The organism is Blautia sp. SC05B48 (genome assembly GCF_005848555.1).
GTDB lineage: Bacteria > Bacillota > Clostridia > Lachnospirales > Lachnospiraceae > Blautia_A.
This window is the reverse complement of sequence record NZ_CP040518.1, coordinates 641,186-658,719: the sequence shown is the minus strand read 5'-3', so window position 1 is coordinate 658,719 and position 17,534 is coordinate 641,186. Positions and strand designations below refer to the sequence as shown.

The window sequence follows — 17,534 nt, the reverse complement described above, 5'->3', positions numbered from 1 at the left end:
GATGGCAGAAAAAAATCCCTTCTATGTATCCGGGTATGACCGGTACATAGGAGGGATTTTTTAATTCTGAAGTATATCCGCTTGGGAACCAAGATCAGGAACGGATGATCCGGATCATGCGCCACAGCAGAAGGATAAGGAGCAGGATGCCCACACCGCCAATGGCAAAATACGGGATCTGGGATCTGGATTCGGAATAAGCTTTTGCAGAATCCATGTTTTCATCATTTTCCAGTACATCGGAGGAGCTTTCCTGGGAGGAATCCTCGACTACTGCAGTTCCCACCTGAGTTCCGCCAAAGGAATAGGTGCGTAAGATCTGACCGTCAGATTCCGTATCTTCCGTAGTCAGGTCGTCTGCGGTCGCACCGGATGGAACCATTACAGTGCCTCCGGACAGAATGTGAAAATCATCCTCGCTGAGATCCAGAAGCTGGAAATTGGAAAAACCATAATCCAGAAGTGAGATCGCTTCGTTGGCTGTCTGACCGGTAGCTCCGTTCATGACTACAGCGATCAGAGTAGTCCCATTTCGCTGCGCAGCTGTGACAAGAACGCTTCCGGAAGCAGTGGTGGTACTTTCGCGACCGCCGATGCATCCTTCATAATAGGAAGCGGATGCAGGATCTGTCATGGTAAAAGAGCTTGTCAGGTTACGGGTACCGCCGGAAACATTGGTAGCCGGGATCGTATAGGAGGTGGCTCCGGAGATGGTGCGGAAGCTGTCATTACTGATAGCCGCCTGCATGATCAGAGCCAGATCATGTGCTGTGGTATGCTGGTTGTCATCCGGGAGACCGGTAGGATTGGTGAATACCGTATTGGTACATCCTAGCTCTTTGGCACGGTCGTTCATTTTCTGGACAAAGGCATCCACAGATCCGCCGATCTGTTCTGCGACCTGGAGAGCAATGTCATTGGCAGAGGCCAGCATCAGAGCGTAAAGGCACTGTTCCATGGTAAATACCTCTCCGAGCTGTGAGGAAATATGAGCGCCTCCGTCTGTAACACCGGATACACCGGTTTCGGTCATGGTAACCTGATCGTCAAGCTGGCTGTTCTCCAGTGCCAGAAGACAGGTCATGATCTTAACTGCGCCTGCCGGAGAAAGCGTGGTGTCCATATCCTTGGCATAGAGGAGCGTATCGGAAGTATCTTCCATGATCACGGCAGATGCGGAAGTGATCTCAGGCCCCTGAGGCCATCCGCTGATTCCATTGGTGGTAATACCGGAGGATGCAGCAACAGCGGTTTCTTCTGTGGCGAAAACCGGAGTCTGGAACACCATGGAAGCGGAGATCCCAATAGCCAGAAGCGCTGTGGTTATTCTTGATTTTTTCATGATAAATGGTACTCCTGTATAAAAAATAATTCTTATGTAAGCAATACATACGTAAGCCTAGTATAACACATTTCCTCTCTTCCTTGCAAAAAAAATGATGGAATGGTAAAATATGTTCATCAAACTGTTACTGTTCACTGGAAATATTCCGCGAAGCGTGTTGCTGAGAACGGAGTGAACAGTAACATCAAACTGAGTAATACGGAGATAATATATGAGTAAAGATGATTCTACAGGAAAGATCCAATGGGACAGACTTATAAAGAAGCTTTCCCCCTATACAGTACAGAAGGGCTTAAGATACCTGAAGCATTATGGCCTGAAAGAGTTCTGGATCCGGCTTCATGAGCGTTTTGAACCGGAAGAGGTTCCCTACGGACCATGGTATGAGGCATACAGACCTGACGAGGAAACACTGGAGAAGCAGCGGAAACGCAAATTTCCGGATGGGCCGCTGATCAGCATTGTGGTACCTGCATATCTGACACCGGAGCGTTTTTTAAGACAGATGCTAGACTCTCTCCTTGCACAGACATATGAGAACTGGGAGTTGTGTCTGGCAAACGGAAGCCCGGAGGATCCGGACATGCAGACTGTGCTGAAATCCTATGCAGAGATGGACAGGAGGATCCGCTATCAGGACCTGAAAGAAAATCTTGGCATTGCAGAAAATACAAACGCGGCTTTTGCCATGGCAAAGGGTGATTTTATCGCACTTCTGGATCATGATGATCTGCTGGCCCCCAATGCATTGTATGAGATCGCGGCGGCGTTGGAGGAGCATCCGGAGGCGGATGTGATCTATACAGATGAGGATAAGGTCACGACAGATCTTTCTGAACATTTTCAGCCCCATCTGAAACCGGACTTTAACCCGGATCTTTTAAGATCCAATAATTATATCTGCCATTTTCTGGTGGTAAGACGTTCAGTAGTGCAGACGGTGGGCGGATTCCGTCGGGAATTTGACGGCGCCCAGGATTATGATTTCATTTTCCGCTGTGTGGAGCAGGCAAGGGAAGTGGTCCATGTACCGGAGATCCTTTATCACTGGAGGACACACAAATCCTCCACAGCAGATAATCCGGCAAGCAAGATGTATGCTTTTGAAGCCGGCAGACGTGCCATTGAGGGGAATCTCAAACGGACCGGAACTCCGGGAACCGTGGAGCATACTCCGGATTTTGGATTTTACCGTGTGAAGTATCCGGTGCAGGGAGAACCTCTGGTTTCTGTTATCATTCCGAACCGTGAGGAGAAAGAAACGCTTCAGGCTTGCGTGGAATCCATTTTTGAAAAAACTGCCTACAAAAATTACGAGATCATCATTGTGGAGAATAACAGTAGCTCCGAGGAGATCTTCCGGTATTACAGAAAGCTTTCGGAGGATCCCAGGGTTCATCTGATCCGCTGGAAAAAAGGCTTCAACTATTCTGCCATCAACAATTTCGGGGTGCGCCATGCCAAGGGAGATTACCTGCTTTTTCTGAATAATGACGTTAAGGTCATCGATCCGGACTGGATGTCAGAGATGCTGAGCGTGTGCCAGCGTAAGGAAACAGGTGCAGTCGGCGTCAAGCTGATCTATCCGGACAACACCATTCAGCATGCAGGCTGCGTGGTGGGAATGGGCGGAATTGCCGGGAATATGTTTGTGAATATGCCGGCGGAGCGTACCGGATATCTCCATAAGGCCTCTCTTTTGCAGGATATGAGCTGTGTGACTGCAGCATGTATGATGATGAAGAAGGAAGTTTTTCTGGAGGCAGGAGGCTTTACGGAAGAGCTTGCAGTTGCGTTTAATGATGTGGATCTCTGCCTGAAGGTGCGAAGCCACGGTCATCTTATCGTCTATGATCCGTATGTGAAGCTCTATCATTACGAATCCAAGTCAAGAGGCACTGAGGACAGCGAGGAAAAGGTCCGTCGTTTCCAGACGGAGATCGAGTACATGCGCTGTCACTGGCTGGATATCCTGAAAAAAGGAGATCCATACTATAACAAAAATCTTTCTTTAACCAAATGGAATTATTCCCTGAAGCCCCTTCCGGGAATGGGAAAGAAGAAGGGATAAAGCAATGCAGGAAGTATCAGTAGTCATACCAAACTTTAACGGAATGGCATATCTGGATGGTGTTCTTTCCAGTCTTGAAAGACAGACCATCCGTAATTTTGAGGTTATACTGGTGGATAATGGTTCCACTGATGGCAGCTGTGCATTTGTTTCAGCGGAATATCCATGGGTACACATGATACAGCTTCCGGAAAATTACGGCTTCAGCAGAGCCGTCAATGAAGGAATCCGTGCGGCACGTTCCCCATATGTGCTGCTTCTGAACAATGATACGGAAGCGGAACCGGATTTCCTGGAGGAGATGGTTGCTGCCCTGCGCAGACATAAGAAGGCATTTTCCTGTCAGGCAAAGATGATCCAGCTTCATGACAGGGACAAGATGGATGATGCCGGAAATTATTACTGTGCCCTTGGCTGGGCTTTTGCCAGGGGAAAAGGCAAGGACATCAGCCATTATGACCGAGAGCAGAAGATTTTTTCCACCTGTGCGGGAGCTGCGATCTACCGGAAGAAATTTATTGACAGGATCGGAGATTTTGATGAGGAGCATTTTGCTTATCTGGAGGATCTGGACATCGGTTATCGTGCCAGGATCTGCGGTTACCAGAACTGGTATGCTCCCAAAGCGAAGGTTTATCATGTAGGAAGCGGCACCAGCGGTTCCAGATATAATCAGTTCAAGATCCGGTATTCTTCCAGAAACAATATTTATCTTATCTATAAGAATATGCCGTTTCTCCAGATCGTGCTGAACCTTCCGTTCTTTCTGGTGGGATTCGGTGCGAAGATCCTGTTTTTTGCGTCCAAGGGATTCGGACGTGAGTACCTTGCAGGCATCAAAAACGGCTTTCAGATCAGTCGCAAAAACAAAAAAGTCAGATTTTCCATGAGGAATCTTCCGCGTTATATACAGCTCCAGTTTGAACTCTGGATTAACATTTTTAGGCGTTTTGCCGGTTAAGACATCATATTTTCACAGAATTTTTATATTTCGGAGGGAAGATTTTATTGCTTTTGAGTTTCATCTATTATAAGATAAAAGCAATGAACTTAAATGAGGTGGCGGAAATTGATTAAAGATAACCAGAAAAATTTCAGTCGTCTCCATATGCTGATCGATGTATTTGTGATCGCGGCCTCCTATGCCCTGGCCTGGCTGATCCGTTTTCAGGGAATTTTTGAGCATTCGGCGGTCCAGTCCAAGACCGTCCAGGAATATATGTTTATGCTGATATTCATTATTCCGGGATATTTACTTCTTTATCAGGCCTTTGATCTTTATACACCGATGCGAATGCAGGGGCGTCGTCTCGTACTTGCCGGAATTGTGAAGGCAAATGCGTTAGGGCTCCTTATCATCATGTTTGCACTTTACAATTTTAAAGAGTTGGACTATTCCCGTCTTACTCTGGTTTCTTTCTGTGTGATCAATATCGTCCTGGAATGGTTTGTGCGTATGGTCATATTTTACATTCTCCGGGATATGCGCAAAAAAGGAATGAACCAGAAACAGGTGCTGCTGGTAGGATACAGCCGTGCTGCCGAGGAATATGTAGACAGGATCCTGCAGAATCCGCAATGGGGATACGTGATCAGGGGCATACTGGATGACAATGTGCCGGCAGGCACTACTTATAAAGGCGTTAAGGTGATCGGTCGAATCGCCAATCTGATGATCATCCTTCCATCCAGTCGTCTGGATGAGATAGCCATTACCCTGGGCTTAAGTGAGTATTATCGTCTGGAAGAGATCGTTGCACTCTGTGAAAAATCCGGCGTGCACACAAAATTTATTCCGGACTATAATAATATTATTCCGACCAAACCATATACAGAAGATATTCTCGGGCTTCCGGTGATCAATATCCGGTATGTGCCCCTGAGCAACACGTTTAATGCACTGATCAAGAGATCTATGGATATTGCAGGCGCGATCGTTGCGATCATTGTGTCCTCCCCGGTGATGCTGGTGCTGTGTATGCTGATCAAGCTGACCTCGCCGGGACCGCTGATCTATAAGCAGGAACGTGTCGGGCTTCACAATCAGACTTTCCGGATGTATAAATTCCGTTCCATGGAGATCCAGAAAGAATCAGAAGAAAAAAAGGCGTGGACAGTAAAGAATGATCCAAGAGTTACCGGAATCGGTAAATTTATGCGTCATACCAGTCTGGATGAGCTTCCACAGCTTTTTAACATTCTGAAGGGTGAGATGAGTCTTGTGGGACCAAGACCGGAGCGGCCGTTTTTTGTAGAAAAGTTTAGGGAGGAGATACCACGTTATATGGTCAAGCATCAGGTGCGGCCGGGTCTTACCGGGTGGGCGCAGGTAAATGGCTATCGTGGAGATACTTCTATCAGAAAAAGGATAGAGTGTGATCTGTATTATATCGAAAACTGGTCTGTGGGATTTGATATAAAGATCATGTTTCTTACCATATTCAAAGGATTTATTAATAAGAACGCATACTAAAAAGGGGAAAAGGAAAAGATGTCAAAACCTCGGAAAAAAAGCAAGAAGATTTTATTTATCCTGGAAATCGTTGTACTGCTCCTGTTTATCGGAGGTCTGTTCGTTTATGGTCAGATCTCAGCCAAACTGGATAAGATCGACATCCAGGAAACAGATCTTGCAGACCAGGATATTGTAACTAATGATCAGGCACCGCAGATGACGGGATATACCACCTATGCACTGTTCGGACTGGACCACAGAAGCAAGAACGAGAAGCTGAACACAGAGAACAGTGATACCATCATCATTGCGAGTATCAACAATGATACGAAGGCAGTCAAACTTGTGTCTGTCTATAGAGATACCCTTCTCAATGTAAAGGATGATACCTATTCCAAAGCCAATTCGGCATATGCACTTGGCGGACCGACCAATGCGGTTTCCATGCTGAATACCAATCTGGATCTGAATATCACCGATTATGTTGCTATTGATTTTGATGCACTGGTAACTGTGGTAGACTGCCTGGGAGGGCTGGACATCCCTCTTTCCTATGCGGAAATCGTTCATATGAACAATTACTGTGTGGAGACATCAGAGGAAACCGGAAAGAGCTACACACCGGTTGAACTGCCGGATCCGAAGCCGGAGGATGAGGAAGCGATCGTAGATACCTATCATCTTAATGGCGTGCAGGCTACCTCCTACTGCCGTATCCGTTATACTGCAAGTCTTGATATGGGGCGTACCGAGAGACAGAGACGAGTGATCCAGATGATCGTGGACAAGGCAAAAAAGGCAGGTCTTTCTACTATCTTTGATATTATGGATCAGGTTTTCCCGATGGTCAAAACTTCCGTTTCCAAGACAGAGATCCTGAAGATGATCCCGGCTATGATCGGTTACAGCATTGATGAGACTACAGGTTTCCCGAATGATTACAAATTTGCCCAGGTAAAGGGCAGTGTTATCGTACCTACCACACTGGAATCCAATGTTCTGAAGATACATCAGTTCCTGTATGGAGACGCCAGTTACACTCCGACGCAGGACGTGCTCAACAGAAGTGCCCAGATTACAAATATCGCAGGCGGAGGTGATGTGCAGGACACTGCACCTGCGGTGACAGATACACCAAATGACACAACGGATGATTCGTACACGTGGCAGGGAGATACATCCACAGATTACAGCAGTACGGACACAAGTGGCGATGCTGATTACAGCGCAGACACAGATTATGATGCCGATTACTCCGGAGACGATTACAGCACAGATACGGACTATTCCGGAGACAATTCCGATACGGATACCGGCGATTATGATACGGATTACAGCGATTATACCGACGGAGAAGATTATTCGGAGAATGAATAAAATATCAAAATGATCAACCAGCAGAAGGGACCATCCAGTAACGGGTGGTCCTTTCTGGACAGGAGACAAATATGAAAACATTAAAAACAGACGTGATCATCCCGGCATATCATCCGGGAGAAGAATTTGAAAAACTGCTGGAAAGACTCAGCGCACAGACATATCCTATCAACAAGATCCTTGTCATGAATACGGAAAAGAAATTCTGGAAAGAGATCTGGGAACAGAAATATCCGCTTGTGGAAGTCCGGCATCTTACAAAAGAAGAATTTGACCATGGTGGTACCAGAAGGCAGGCGGCGGAGCTTTCGGATGCGGAGATCCTTGTATTTATGACACAGGATGCAATGCCGGCAGACAGGGAACTGATCGGAGCACTGGTAGGAGCCCTTGCAGAGAATCCACAGGCAGGAGCCGCTTACGCTCGCCAGCTTCCAAAAAAGGACTGCAGATTTCTGGAAAAATATACCCGTTCCTTTAATTATCCGGAACAGTCCTGCCTGAAAACGGAAAAAGATGTACAGACCCACGGAATTAAAACATATTTCTGCTCCAACGTCTGTGCTGCTTATGATCACAGGATCTATGATGAGATTGGTGGATTTCCGGAGCATGCTATTTTTAATGAAGATATGATCTATGCAGGCTGGATGGTAAAAAAAGGCTATGGAGTTGCCTATGTATCAGAGGCACGGGTGTATCATTCTCACAATTACAGCTGTATGCAGCAGTTCCACAGGAATTTTGATCTGGGAGTTTCCCAGGCGGAGCATCCGGAGGTTTTTGAAGGAGTGCCTTCCGAAGGTGAGGGCATCCGACTGGTAAAAAAAAGTATGGCATATCTTCTGAAAACAGGCCACGTATGGCTGATTCCCGGACTGTTTTTGCAGAGTACTTCCAAATACGCCGGATATTTTCTCGGAAAACGATACAAAAAGCTCCCTGAAAAAATGATCCGATCCTGCACCATGAATCCGGAATATTGGAAAAAGAACAAATAAGAGCAGGTCACGGTTTTTTAAAAGAGATATCACAGTTTAAACACAATTCCCTGTTAAACTGTCTTTTATAAGAAAAATAAATGTTACTGAGAACGGAGTGAACAGTAACAGATAAATGCATCAGATAACATAGAAGGGAGCACCAGAGGTATGAGTGAAGAGAATAAATGGGGGACAGGCTTGCCGGATGATGATGAGAATGTTTCGGCAGAACAGAAACCGCTGACGCATCCTTATTCTGAGGGACGCAGGATGCAGGAGAGCGGACAGAACAGTGATGCGGATGCCGGACAGAGTGAAGGTGTTTCGCAGGAGAAAACGAAATACGGACATTATGAGGTGCATCAGCCTCAGGCCGGTAATTATGCCGGTGGAAATATACCGCCCAAAAAGCCGCGGAAAAAGAGGGATTTTTCAGGAAGCAACAGCTTTGGAAAGAAAGCAGCCACTGCGGTGGCACTGGCTGTGATCTTTGGGCTGGTGGCCGGAGCAGTTTTTCAGGGTGTGAACATTGCAGCAGATAAATACAGAGGGAATGACAGCAGTACAACGATCGGGAAAACAGAAACGGTTACCGGAACAGAGGACAGTACTGGCAGCAGCTCTGCAGATTCCACTGTGAAGGATATTGTGGCAGAGAGTGGTACAGTGGCTGGTGTAGCTCAGGCGACCATGTCTTCTATCGTTGCCATTACATCCGTCAGTGTACAGGAGATCCCAAGCTTTTTCGGATATGGAACGAGGCAGTATCAGAGTGCAGGAAGTGGCTCCGGTATTATTGTAGGAGAAAATGACAGCGAGCTTCTCATTGCGACTAACAACCATGTAGTTTCCGGAGCGACTACACTTACTGTGTGCTTTGCAGGCAGCGATGTAGTAGGAGCGGAAGAAGAAACCCAGGCCATGGCAAGCAGTGGCAGCACCGGATTCGGTTCCGATGGAGATGTGGACGTGGATAACGCAGTTTCTGCCAAGATCAAAGGCACCGATGAAGAGAATGACCTGGCAGTAGTGGCAGTGGAGAAATCCGATATTCCGGATGAGACCATGGAGGAGATCAAGATCGCGCAGCTGGGAAGCTCGGACGATCTTGTAGTCGGTGAGCAGGTGGTTGCCATTGGCAATGCACTTGGCTATGGCCAGTCAGTTACCTCCGGATGGGTAAGTGCCCTTAACAGAAGCATCAGTACAGAGGACGGAGAAGCCAGCGGACTGATCCAGACTGATGCAGCCATCAATCCTGGAAACAGTGGCGGTGCACTTCTGAACATGAACGGTGAAGTGATCGGTATCAATGCGGCCAAGTATGCAGACAGTCAGGTGGAGGGCATGGGATATGCTATTCCGATCTCCAAGGCAGAGCCAATCCTGGAAGAACTGATGAACCGTGAAACCAGGGATAAGATAGAAGATTCTTCGAAGGTAGGATATATGGGAGTCAAGGCTGCCGATCTTACAACAGAAGCCATCCAGATGTATAATATGCCGGCAGGTGCTTTTATTACTGAGGTAACGGAAGGCGGCGCAGCAGATAATGCCGGGATCAAAAAAGGCGATATCATTGTGAAGCTGGATGGACAGAAGGTAAGCGGCAAGGATGACCTTGTTGATAAGCTGCAGTATTATGAGGCAGGAGAAAACATCGAAGTGGTGATCTCCAGGGCGAACAGTGGAGAGTACAAGGAACAGACGATTGAAGTGACTCTCGGAAGCAAACCATCTTCTGATGAATAAAAGAAAATATAGGATGATCATTTATAAACCGGGGAGCTGCATGTTCTTATGCAGCTCCCCGGTTTATAAAAACTTAATTTGATACAGCGGGATTATGTGCTATAATATGCATAATAAAAACCAGAAAGGAAATGTTATGGCAGATCAGTTTGATAATAATAAAGACAATGACCAGGAGCAGAAATACGAGAAATTCTGTTTTTTATGCCGCAGACCGGAGAGTCAGGCAGGGAAGATGATCGACCTTCCCAATCATATACATATCTGTGCGGATTGCATGCAGAAAAGCTTTGATACTATGAATACCCAGATGAATAATGGAAATTATTCCGATCTTTTTAACATGCCGAATGTGAGCATGATCGATCTCAGTAGTTTCCAGAATCCCGGAAACCAGGCGAAGAAGATCAAGAAAAAATCAGAGACTCCGAAGCCGGTGATCGATCTCAAAGATATTCCTGCACCACATAAGATCAAGGCAACCCTGGATGAATATGTGATCGGACAGGAATATGCCAAGAAGGTAATGTCTGTAGGTGTATATAACCATTATAAGAGGGTTGCTACAGATACCATGGACGATATTGAGATCGAGAAATCCAACATGCTGATGATCGGACCTACAGGCTGCGGTAAGACTTATCTGGTAAAGATGCTTGCCAGACTTCTTCAGGTACCGCTTGCCATTGCAGATGCCACATCTCTTACAGAGGCCGGTTATATCGGTGATGATATCGAGAGCGTAGTATCCAAGCTGCTTGCAGCTGCGGATAATGATGTGGAGAAGGCAGAACACGGGATCATTTTCATCGATGAGATCGATAAGATCGCAAAGAAGAAGAATACCAACCAGAGAGATGTCAGCGGAGAGGCTGTCCAGCAGGGACTTCTGAAACTTCTGGAGGGAAGTGAAGTGGAAGTTCCGGTAGGTGCTACCAGCAAGAATGCCATGGTACCTATGGTGACCGTAAATACAAGGAACATTCTGTTTATCTGTGGCGGTGCGTTCCCGGATCTTGAGAATATCATCAAAGAAAGACTGAATAAACAGGCATCTATTGGATTTTATGCAGATCTGAAGGACAAATATGATGATGATCCGCATGTGCTGGAGAAAGTAACTGTAGATGATCTCCGCGCATTTGGAATGATTCCGGAATTTATCGGTCGTCTTCCGATCATCTTTACCCTGAACGGGCTGACGGAAGATATGCTTGTGAAGATCCTCAAGGAGCCGAAGAACGCCATTCTGAAACAGTACAAGAAGCTTCTGGCACTGGATGAAGTAAAACTGGAGTTTGAGGACGGCGCCTTACATGCCATTGCCCGTAAGGCATTGGAACGCCATACAGGAGCCAGAGCTCTCCGGGCTATCCTGGAGGAGTATATGCTGGATATCATGTATGAGATCCCCAAGGACGACAATATCGGTGAGGTTGTGATCACAGAGGGATACATTCAGGGCAACGGAGGTCCGAAGATCCTTATGCGTGGCCAGGAGATCCCGGCACTGGAAGGATAAGAAACAAGAAGATTCTTTAATATATAAAGGAGCGTGACAGACATGGAAAAAAGCAGTTTTTGGGATGATCTGGGAAACACACTGACAAGAAAGGCAAAGGGCTTAAGTTCCAGGGCAGAGAATCTCTATGAGATCCAGAAGATCCGTAACAAGCTCTCTGCACAGGAGCGTATGACCGAAAAGCTGATGATGGATATCGGAAAGATGATCTATACACGTTATGAGCAGGGAGAAGCCGTTGACGGTGAGACGGGAGCTATCTGCGAGGAGATCAGCCAGCATATGCTGGAGGCAGATCACTACAGAGATGCGATCGCTGCCAGCAAAGGGGAGAAGTTTTGCCCGGCCTGCCATAAGGCGGTGATGCGGGAGGCCAGCTTCTGTCCGTATTGCGGAGCGGCGTGTCCTACAGCGGAGCTGGAAGAGAAAGCGGCCGATGTGATCGAGCAGGCAGATGAGGAACTGAGAGAGGCTGCTGAGGCAGAGGTGACAGAAGTATCGGAGACAGCAGAAGAGCCGGAAGCAGAAGAAGCTGCAGAAGAAGCTGCAGAAGTAGTGGAAACAGCAGAAACCGCAGAAGCATCAGAAACAGAAGCATCAGGATCGGATCCGGAATCGGAAGTGGAATCTGCAGAAACAGAGGAGCCTGCGGCTGATCCGGAAAATACAGAAACAACAGAAGAAAAAACAGAATAACCATGAGCATATAAGGCAGGCTTTCCCCGGCGGGAGCCTGCCTGAGTATTATGCAGACCACAGAAATAAGGAGGGGGAATAATGTTGTGGAATTTACTGACGGCGGGAATCTTTGGTACAGACTATTATATAAAGAAGAAAATCAACACATCGGAGAAGAAAAATCAAAAGTGTCTGGGAGGCAGGCTGATCGTAAGAAACTGCCATAATCACGGGATGATGCTTGGGATATTAAAAAACATAGATAAAGAACTTCTGAGAAATCTTGCATCTATGGTGCTGGGCGGTGCAATCTGGGAGTACATACGTACTTCCGGAGAAAAAGGCACACGCATATCCAAGCTTGGGCTTTCAATGATCCTGGGCGGCGGTCTGAATAATTATACGGAACGGCGCAGAAAGGGATACGTCACGGATTATGTGAGCCTGAATGTGGAAAACCCGAAGCTTAAGAAGGTCGTATTTAATGTTTCGGATCTTTTCATATTTGCAGGTGCGCTTCTCTGGGGCGGGAGAGAGATCTTTTCTGAAAAAGAAAAATAGTAACTATTCAGAAGGTAACTGTGAGGGTACTGGACAGTTACGAAAAATAAATAAAAAAACAGAAGTGCCGGTGTTGGGCGCTTCTGTTTTTTTGATTTTGGATAAAATAAAAAAGAATGCAGGAAATGGGACTTGAACCCACACGATCTTGCGACCACAGGCACCTGAAGCCTGCGCGTCTGCCAATTCCGCCATTCCTGCATTTTTTCAACCGGCTTACTTCGCTATGTTTTGCTCCGCTTGTCGACTGCTCACTTATAATAACTCAGGAATTGGATAATGTCAATAGAAAAATTCAAAAAAATTAAAAAAATTCAAAAAAAATATTTTGAGTTAGTTTTATACATTTTTTTTGCATATGGTGTTGAAAAATGACGATTCCTGTGATACAATCTTGAAGATTTAGGATAAAATAAGAGAACAAAGAAAGGGAGATTGTATGAAAGCATTTCTGATATTGGAAGATGGCCATGTATTTACAGGAACCAGCATTGGTTCTGCAAGGGAAGTCATCAGTGAAATTGTCTTTAACACTTCCATGACCGGTTATCTGGAAGTAATGACAGATCCTTCTTACGCAGGACAGGCGGTGTGTATGACATATCCGCTGATCGGAAACTACGGAATCTGTTATGATGACCAGGAATCAAGGAAGCCGTGGATTGACGGATTTATCGTACGCGAATTATCACGAGTTCCCAGCAACTTCAGAAGCGTAGACACCATTCAGCATTTTCTGAGCAAAAACGACATTCCGGGAATCGCAGGAATTGATACCAGAGCATTGACTAAGATCCTTCGTGAGAAGGGAACCATGAACGGAATGATCACAGTTGATGAGAACTATGACCTGGATACAATCATCCCCAGATTAAAAGCATATACAACAGGAAAAGTGGTAGAGAAGGTTTCCTGCCGCGAAAAGGAAGTGCTTAAGGGGAACGGACCGAAGGTTGCCCTTCTTGATCTGGGCGCCAAGAAAAACATTGCACGCTCACTGAATGAAAGAGGATGCCAGGTTACTATTTATCCGGCTCTGACATCCGCAGAAGAGATCCTTGGAGACAATCCGGACGGCATCATGCTCAGCAACGGCCCTGGAGATCCGAAGGAATGTACTTCTATTATTAAAGAAATCAAAAAACTCTATGACTCCGATGTGCCGATCTTTGCAATCTGCCTTGGACATCAGCTTATGGCTCTTGCAACGGGCGGAGATACCCATAAGATGAAATACGGTCACAGAGGCGGAAATCATCCGGTTAAAGACCTTGAGACAGGAAGAGTTTATATTTCCTCCCAGAACCATGGCTACGTTGTAGACGCAGAGGGCCTTGAGGAGAAAAATATTGCACATCCTGCATTTGTAAACGTCAACGACGGAACAAACGAGGGTATGGCATACAATGGAAAGAATATCTTTACTGTACAGTTCCATCCGGAAGCATGCCCGGGACCACAGGATTCCAGTTACCTTTTTGACAGATTCATGAAGATGATGGGAGGAGAGAAATAATGCCAAGGAATAAGGACATAAAAAAAGTACTTGTAATCGGCTCAGGTCCGATCATAATCGGCCAGGCAGCAGAGTTTGACTATGCAGGAACCCAGGCATGCCGCTCCCTGAAGGAAGAGGGCATGGAGGTTGTACTTTTAAACTCCAATCCTGCTACCATCATGACAGATAAAGACATTGCAGACAGAGTTTATATCGAGCCTCTGACTGTTGAAGTCGTAGAGCAGCTGATCCTCAAAGAGAAACCGGACAGTGTACTTCCTACACTGGGCGGCCAGGCTGGTTTGAACCTTGCCATGGAGCTTGAGGAGAAAGGATTCCTGAAAGAGCACAATGTACGTCTCATCGGTACCACGGCAGCAACGATCCGTAAAGCTGAGGACCGTCAGGAATTTAAGGATACAATGGAAAAGATCGGCGAGCCGGTTGCAGCATCCAAGGTCGTAACAACTGTAGAAGACGGTGTTGCGTTTACTCAGACTATCGGTTATCCGGTTGTTCTCCGTCCTGCATATACACTTGGCGGAAGCGGCGGCGGTATCGCGCATAATGAGCCGGAGCTTCGTGAGATCCTTGAGAATGGTCTCCGTCTTTCCCGTGTAGGCGAGGTTCTTGTAGAGAGATGTATCGCCGGATGGAAAGAGATCGAGTACGAGGTAATGCGAGACAGCGCAGGAAACTGCATCACAGTCTGCAACATGGAGAACATTGACCCGGTTGGTGTCCATACCGGTGACTCCATCGTAGTTGCTCCTTCCCAGACCTTAGGAGATAAAGAGTACCAGATGCTCCGTACATCTGCTCTTAACATTATTACAGAGCTTGGCATCACAGGTGGATGTAACGTACAGTACGCTCTTCATCCGGAGAGCTTTGAATACTGCGTTATCGAGGTTAACCCTCGTGTAAGCCGTTCCTCCGCACTTGCAAGTAAGGCTACCGGTTATCCGATCGCCAAGGTTGCAGCCAAGATCGCACTGGGCTACACACTGGATGAGATCCCGAACGCCATCACAGGCAAAACATACGCAAGCTTCGAGCCGATGCTGGATTACTGTGTCGTTAAGATTCCGCGTCTGCCATTTGATAAATTCATCACAGCAAAACGTACACTGACTACACAGATGAAGGCTACCGGTGAGGTTATGAGTATCTGCCATAACTTTGAGGGCGCTTTGATGAAGGCTATCCGTTCCCTGGAGCAGCATGTAGACAGTCTGATGTCCTATGATTTCTCACATCTTTCTGATGAAGAACTGATGGACGAGCTGAACATTGTGGATGACCGCCGTATTTGGAAGATCGCAGAAGCTCTGAGACGAAATATTTCCCAGGAGAAGCTTCATGATATCACAAAGATCGACATCTGGTTCATTGATAAGCTGGCTATCCTTGTTGAGATGGAGCAGGCTCTGAAGACTCAGAAGCTGGACAAAGACCTTCTTCTTGAAGCAAAACGTCTGGAGTTCCCGGACTACATCATCGCAGACCTGACAGGAAAGGCAGAAGCTGAGATCAAAGACTTGCGTAAAGAGTACGGCATCCGTGCAGCATACAAGATGGTTGATACCTGTGCAGCAGAGTTTGCGGCAGAGACACCATACTATTATTCTGTATATGGCGATGAGCAGACAGAGAATGAAGCTGTAGAAACAAAAGATAAGAAAAAGATCCTGGTACTTGGTTCCGGCCCGATCCGTATCGGTCAGGGTATCGAGTTCGACTTCTGCTCCGTACATTGTACATGGGCATTTGCGAAAGAAGGATATGAGACGATCATCATCAACAATAACCCGGAGACAGTAAGTACAGACTTCGATATTGCAGATAAGCTGTATTTTGAGCCGCTGACACCGGAAGATGTTGAGAATGTTGTAAATATCGAGAAACCGGACGGAGCCGTTGTTCAGTTCGGTGGACAGACAGCCATCAAGCTTACAGAGGCACTGATCAAGATGGGCGTTAAGATCCTCGGAACATCTGCTGAGAACGTAGATGCTGCAGAGGACAGAGAGCTCTTTGATGCTATCCTTGAGAAATGTGAGATCCCGAGACCGAAGGGACATACCGTATTCACAGCAGAAGAGGCGAAAAAAGCTGCCAATGAGCTGGGTTATCCGGTACTTGTCCGCCCGTCCTATGTACTTGGAGGACAGGGAATGCGTATCGCTGTCAGCGATGAGGATGTGGAAGAGTACATCGGGATCATCAATCAGATTGCTCAGGAGCATCCGATCCTTGTTGATAAGTACCTGATGGGTAAAGAAATCGAGGTCGATGCAGTATGCGACGGTGAGGACATCCTGATCCCTGGAATCATGGAGCATATCGAGCGTGCAGGTATCCACTCCGGAGACAGTATTTCCGTATATCCGGCACAGACCATCAGCCAGAAAGCAAAAGAGACCATCACCGAATACACACGTCGTCTTGCACAGGCACTTCATGTTATCGGTATGATCAATATCCAGTTCATCGTTGTAGGTGAGGATGTATATGTGATCGAGGTTAACCCGCGTTCCAGCCGTACAGTACCGTACATCAGCAAGGTAACCGGAATTCCGATCGTTCCTCTTGCAACAAGAGTCATCCTTGGCCGCAAGATCAAAGAGCTGGGCTATACACCGGGACTTCAGAAGGAAGCAGAGTACTTTGCGATCAAGATGCCGGTATTCTCCTTTGAGAAGATCAGAGGTGCAGATATCAGCCTCGGACCTGAGATGAAATCCACAGGTGAGTGCCTTGGTATTGCAAAAACCTTTAACGAGGCTCTTTACAAAGCCTTCATCGGAGCCGGAATCCGTCTTCCGAAGCACAAACAGATGATCATCACTGTAAAAGATGAGGATAAAAAGGATATCATTCCGATCGCAAAACGTTTCGAGGCTCAGGGCTATCGTATCTTTGCAACACGAGGTACTGCAAGCATACTGACTGAGAACGGAATCAAGGTAACACGTACCAATAAGTTGGAGCAGCCGTCTCCGAACCTGATGGACCTGATCCTTGGCCACAAGATCGATGTTGTTATCGACACACCGCCACAGGGTGTTGAGCATCAGAAAGATGGTTTCGTGATCCGTCGTAATGCCATCGAGACAGGTGTCAATGTGCTTACAAGCCTCGATACTGCAGAGGCTCTGGTCACAAGTCTTGAGAATACAGACCTGAACCACCTGACTCTGGTAGATATCGCTACCATCGACAATCGATAAAAAATTGTAAATTTTGCGAAATAAAAAATTAAAAGTTTACGAATTGTCAAATATGTAAT

Annotated in this window: 12 protein-coding genes and 1 tRNA gene; 11 read left to right on the top strand and 2 right to left on the bottom strand. The window is 46.6% G+C overall.

The features are described 5' to 3' along the window. Positions 1–94 precede the first annotated feature (94 nt). The gene (locus tag EYS05_RS02910; RefSeq protein WP_138276572.1) at positions 95–1,342 is read right to left on the bottom strand and encodes a D-alanyl-D-alanine carboxypeptidase family protein; all 1,248 of its coding nucleotides are present in this window, start codon (positions 1,340–1,342) and stop codon (positions 95–97) included. Positions 1,343–1,556: 214 nt separating this feature from the next. On the opposite strand from EYS05_RS02910, the gene EYS05_RS02905 reads away from it, so the two are divergent. The 9 genes from EYS05_RS02905 (at position 1,557) to EYS05_RS02865 (ending at position 12,744) form a co-directional block, all read left to right on the top strand. Further along, entirely contained in the window at positions 1,557–3,416 is a 1,860-nt protein-coding gene (locus EYS05_RS02905) for a glycosyltransferase family 2 protein (protein WP_138276571.1), read from the top strand. A gap of 4 nt (positions 3,417–3,420) precedes the next feature. Next, entirely contained in the window at positions 3,421–4,377 is a 957-nt protein-coding gene (locus EYS05_RS02900) for a glycosyltransferase family 2 protein (RefSeq protein ID WP_118625852.1), read from the top strand. Positions 4,378–4,485: 108 nt separating this feature from the next. After that, positions 4,486–5,889 (top strand): undecaprenyl-phosphate glucose phosphotransferase, encoded by a 1,404-nt coding sequence (locus EYS05_RS02895; RefSeq protein ID WP_022426969.1) that lies wholly within the window; start codon positions 4,486–4,488, stop codon positions 5,887–5,889. An 18-nt stretch (positions 5,890–5,907) separates the two neighbouring features. Beyond that, positions 5,908–7,248 carry an LCP family protein gene (locus tag EYS05_RS02890; RefSeq protein WP_118625850.1) on the top strand — a complete coding sequence of 447 codons (1,341 nt, stop codon included), beginning with the start codon at positions 5,908–5,910 and terminating at the stop codon, positions 7,246–7,248. Positions 7,249–7,319: 71 nt separating this feature from the next. Continuing rightward, positions 7,320–8,249 (top strand): glycosyltransferase family 2 protein, encoded by a 930-nt coding sequence (locus tag EYS05_RS02885; RefSeq protein ID WP_138276570.1) that lies wholly within the window; start codon positions 7,320–7,322, stop codon positions 8,247–8,249. A 150-nt stretch (positions 8,250–8,399) separates the two neighbouring features. Further along, complete coding sequence (locus EYS05_RS02880; protein ID WP_138276569.1) at positions 8,400–9,983, top strand: S1C family serine protease; 1,584 nt, start codon at positions 8,400–8,402, stop codon at positions 9,981–9,983. Positions 9,984–10,119: 136 nt separating this feature from the next. Continuing rightward, a complete protein-coding gene (gene clpX, locus EYS05_RS02875) occupies positions 10,120–11,505 on the top strand; it encodes an ATP-dependent Clp protease ATP-binding subunit ClpX (RefSeq protein WP_022426973.1) in 1,386 nt (461 codons plus the stop codon). A 42-nt stretch (positions 11,506–11,547) separates the two neighbouring features. After that, on the top strand, positions 11,548–12,201 hold the full coding sequence (locus EYS05_RS02870; protein ID WP_138276568.1) for a zinc ribbon domain-containing protein: 654 nt from the start codon (positions 11,548–11,550) through the stop codon (positions 12,199–12,201). A gap of 81 nt (positions 12,202–12,282) precedes the next feature. Further along, on the top strand, positions 12,283–12,744 hold the full coding sequence (locus EYS05_RS02865; protein ID WP_138276567.1) for a signal peptidase II: 462 nt from the start codon (positions 12,283–12,285) through the stop codon (positions 12,742–12,744). Between the two features lie 117 nt (positions 12,745–12,861). Here the strand turns inward: EYS05_RS02865 and EYS05_RS02860 are convergent. After that, positions 12,862–12,945: transfer RNA gene (locus EYS05_RS02860), tRNA-Leu, on the bottom strand. Positions 12,946–13,183: 238 nt separating this feature from the next. Here EYS05_RS02860 and EYS05_RS02855 point away from each other — a divergent pair. Together EYS05_RS02855 and carB are read left to right on the top strand one after the other, a co-directional pair. Next, on the top strand, positions 13,184–14,260 hold the full coding sequence (locus EYS05_RS02855) for a carbamoyl phosphate synthase small subunit (RefSeq protein WP_015527400.1): 1,077 nt from the start codon (positions 13,184–13,186) through the stop codon (positions 14,258–14,260). After that, a complete protein-coding gene (gene carB / locus EYS05_RS02850; RefSeq protein WP_138276566.1) occupies positions 14,260–17,475 on the top strand; it encodes a carbamoyl-phosphate synthase large subunit in 3,216 nt (1,071 codons plus the stop codon). Before EYS05_RS02855 ends, carB begins: the two co-directional genes overlap by 1 nt. Positions 17,476–17,534: the final 59 nt, after the last annotated feature.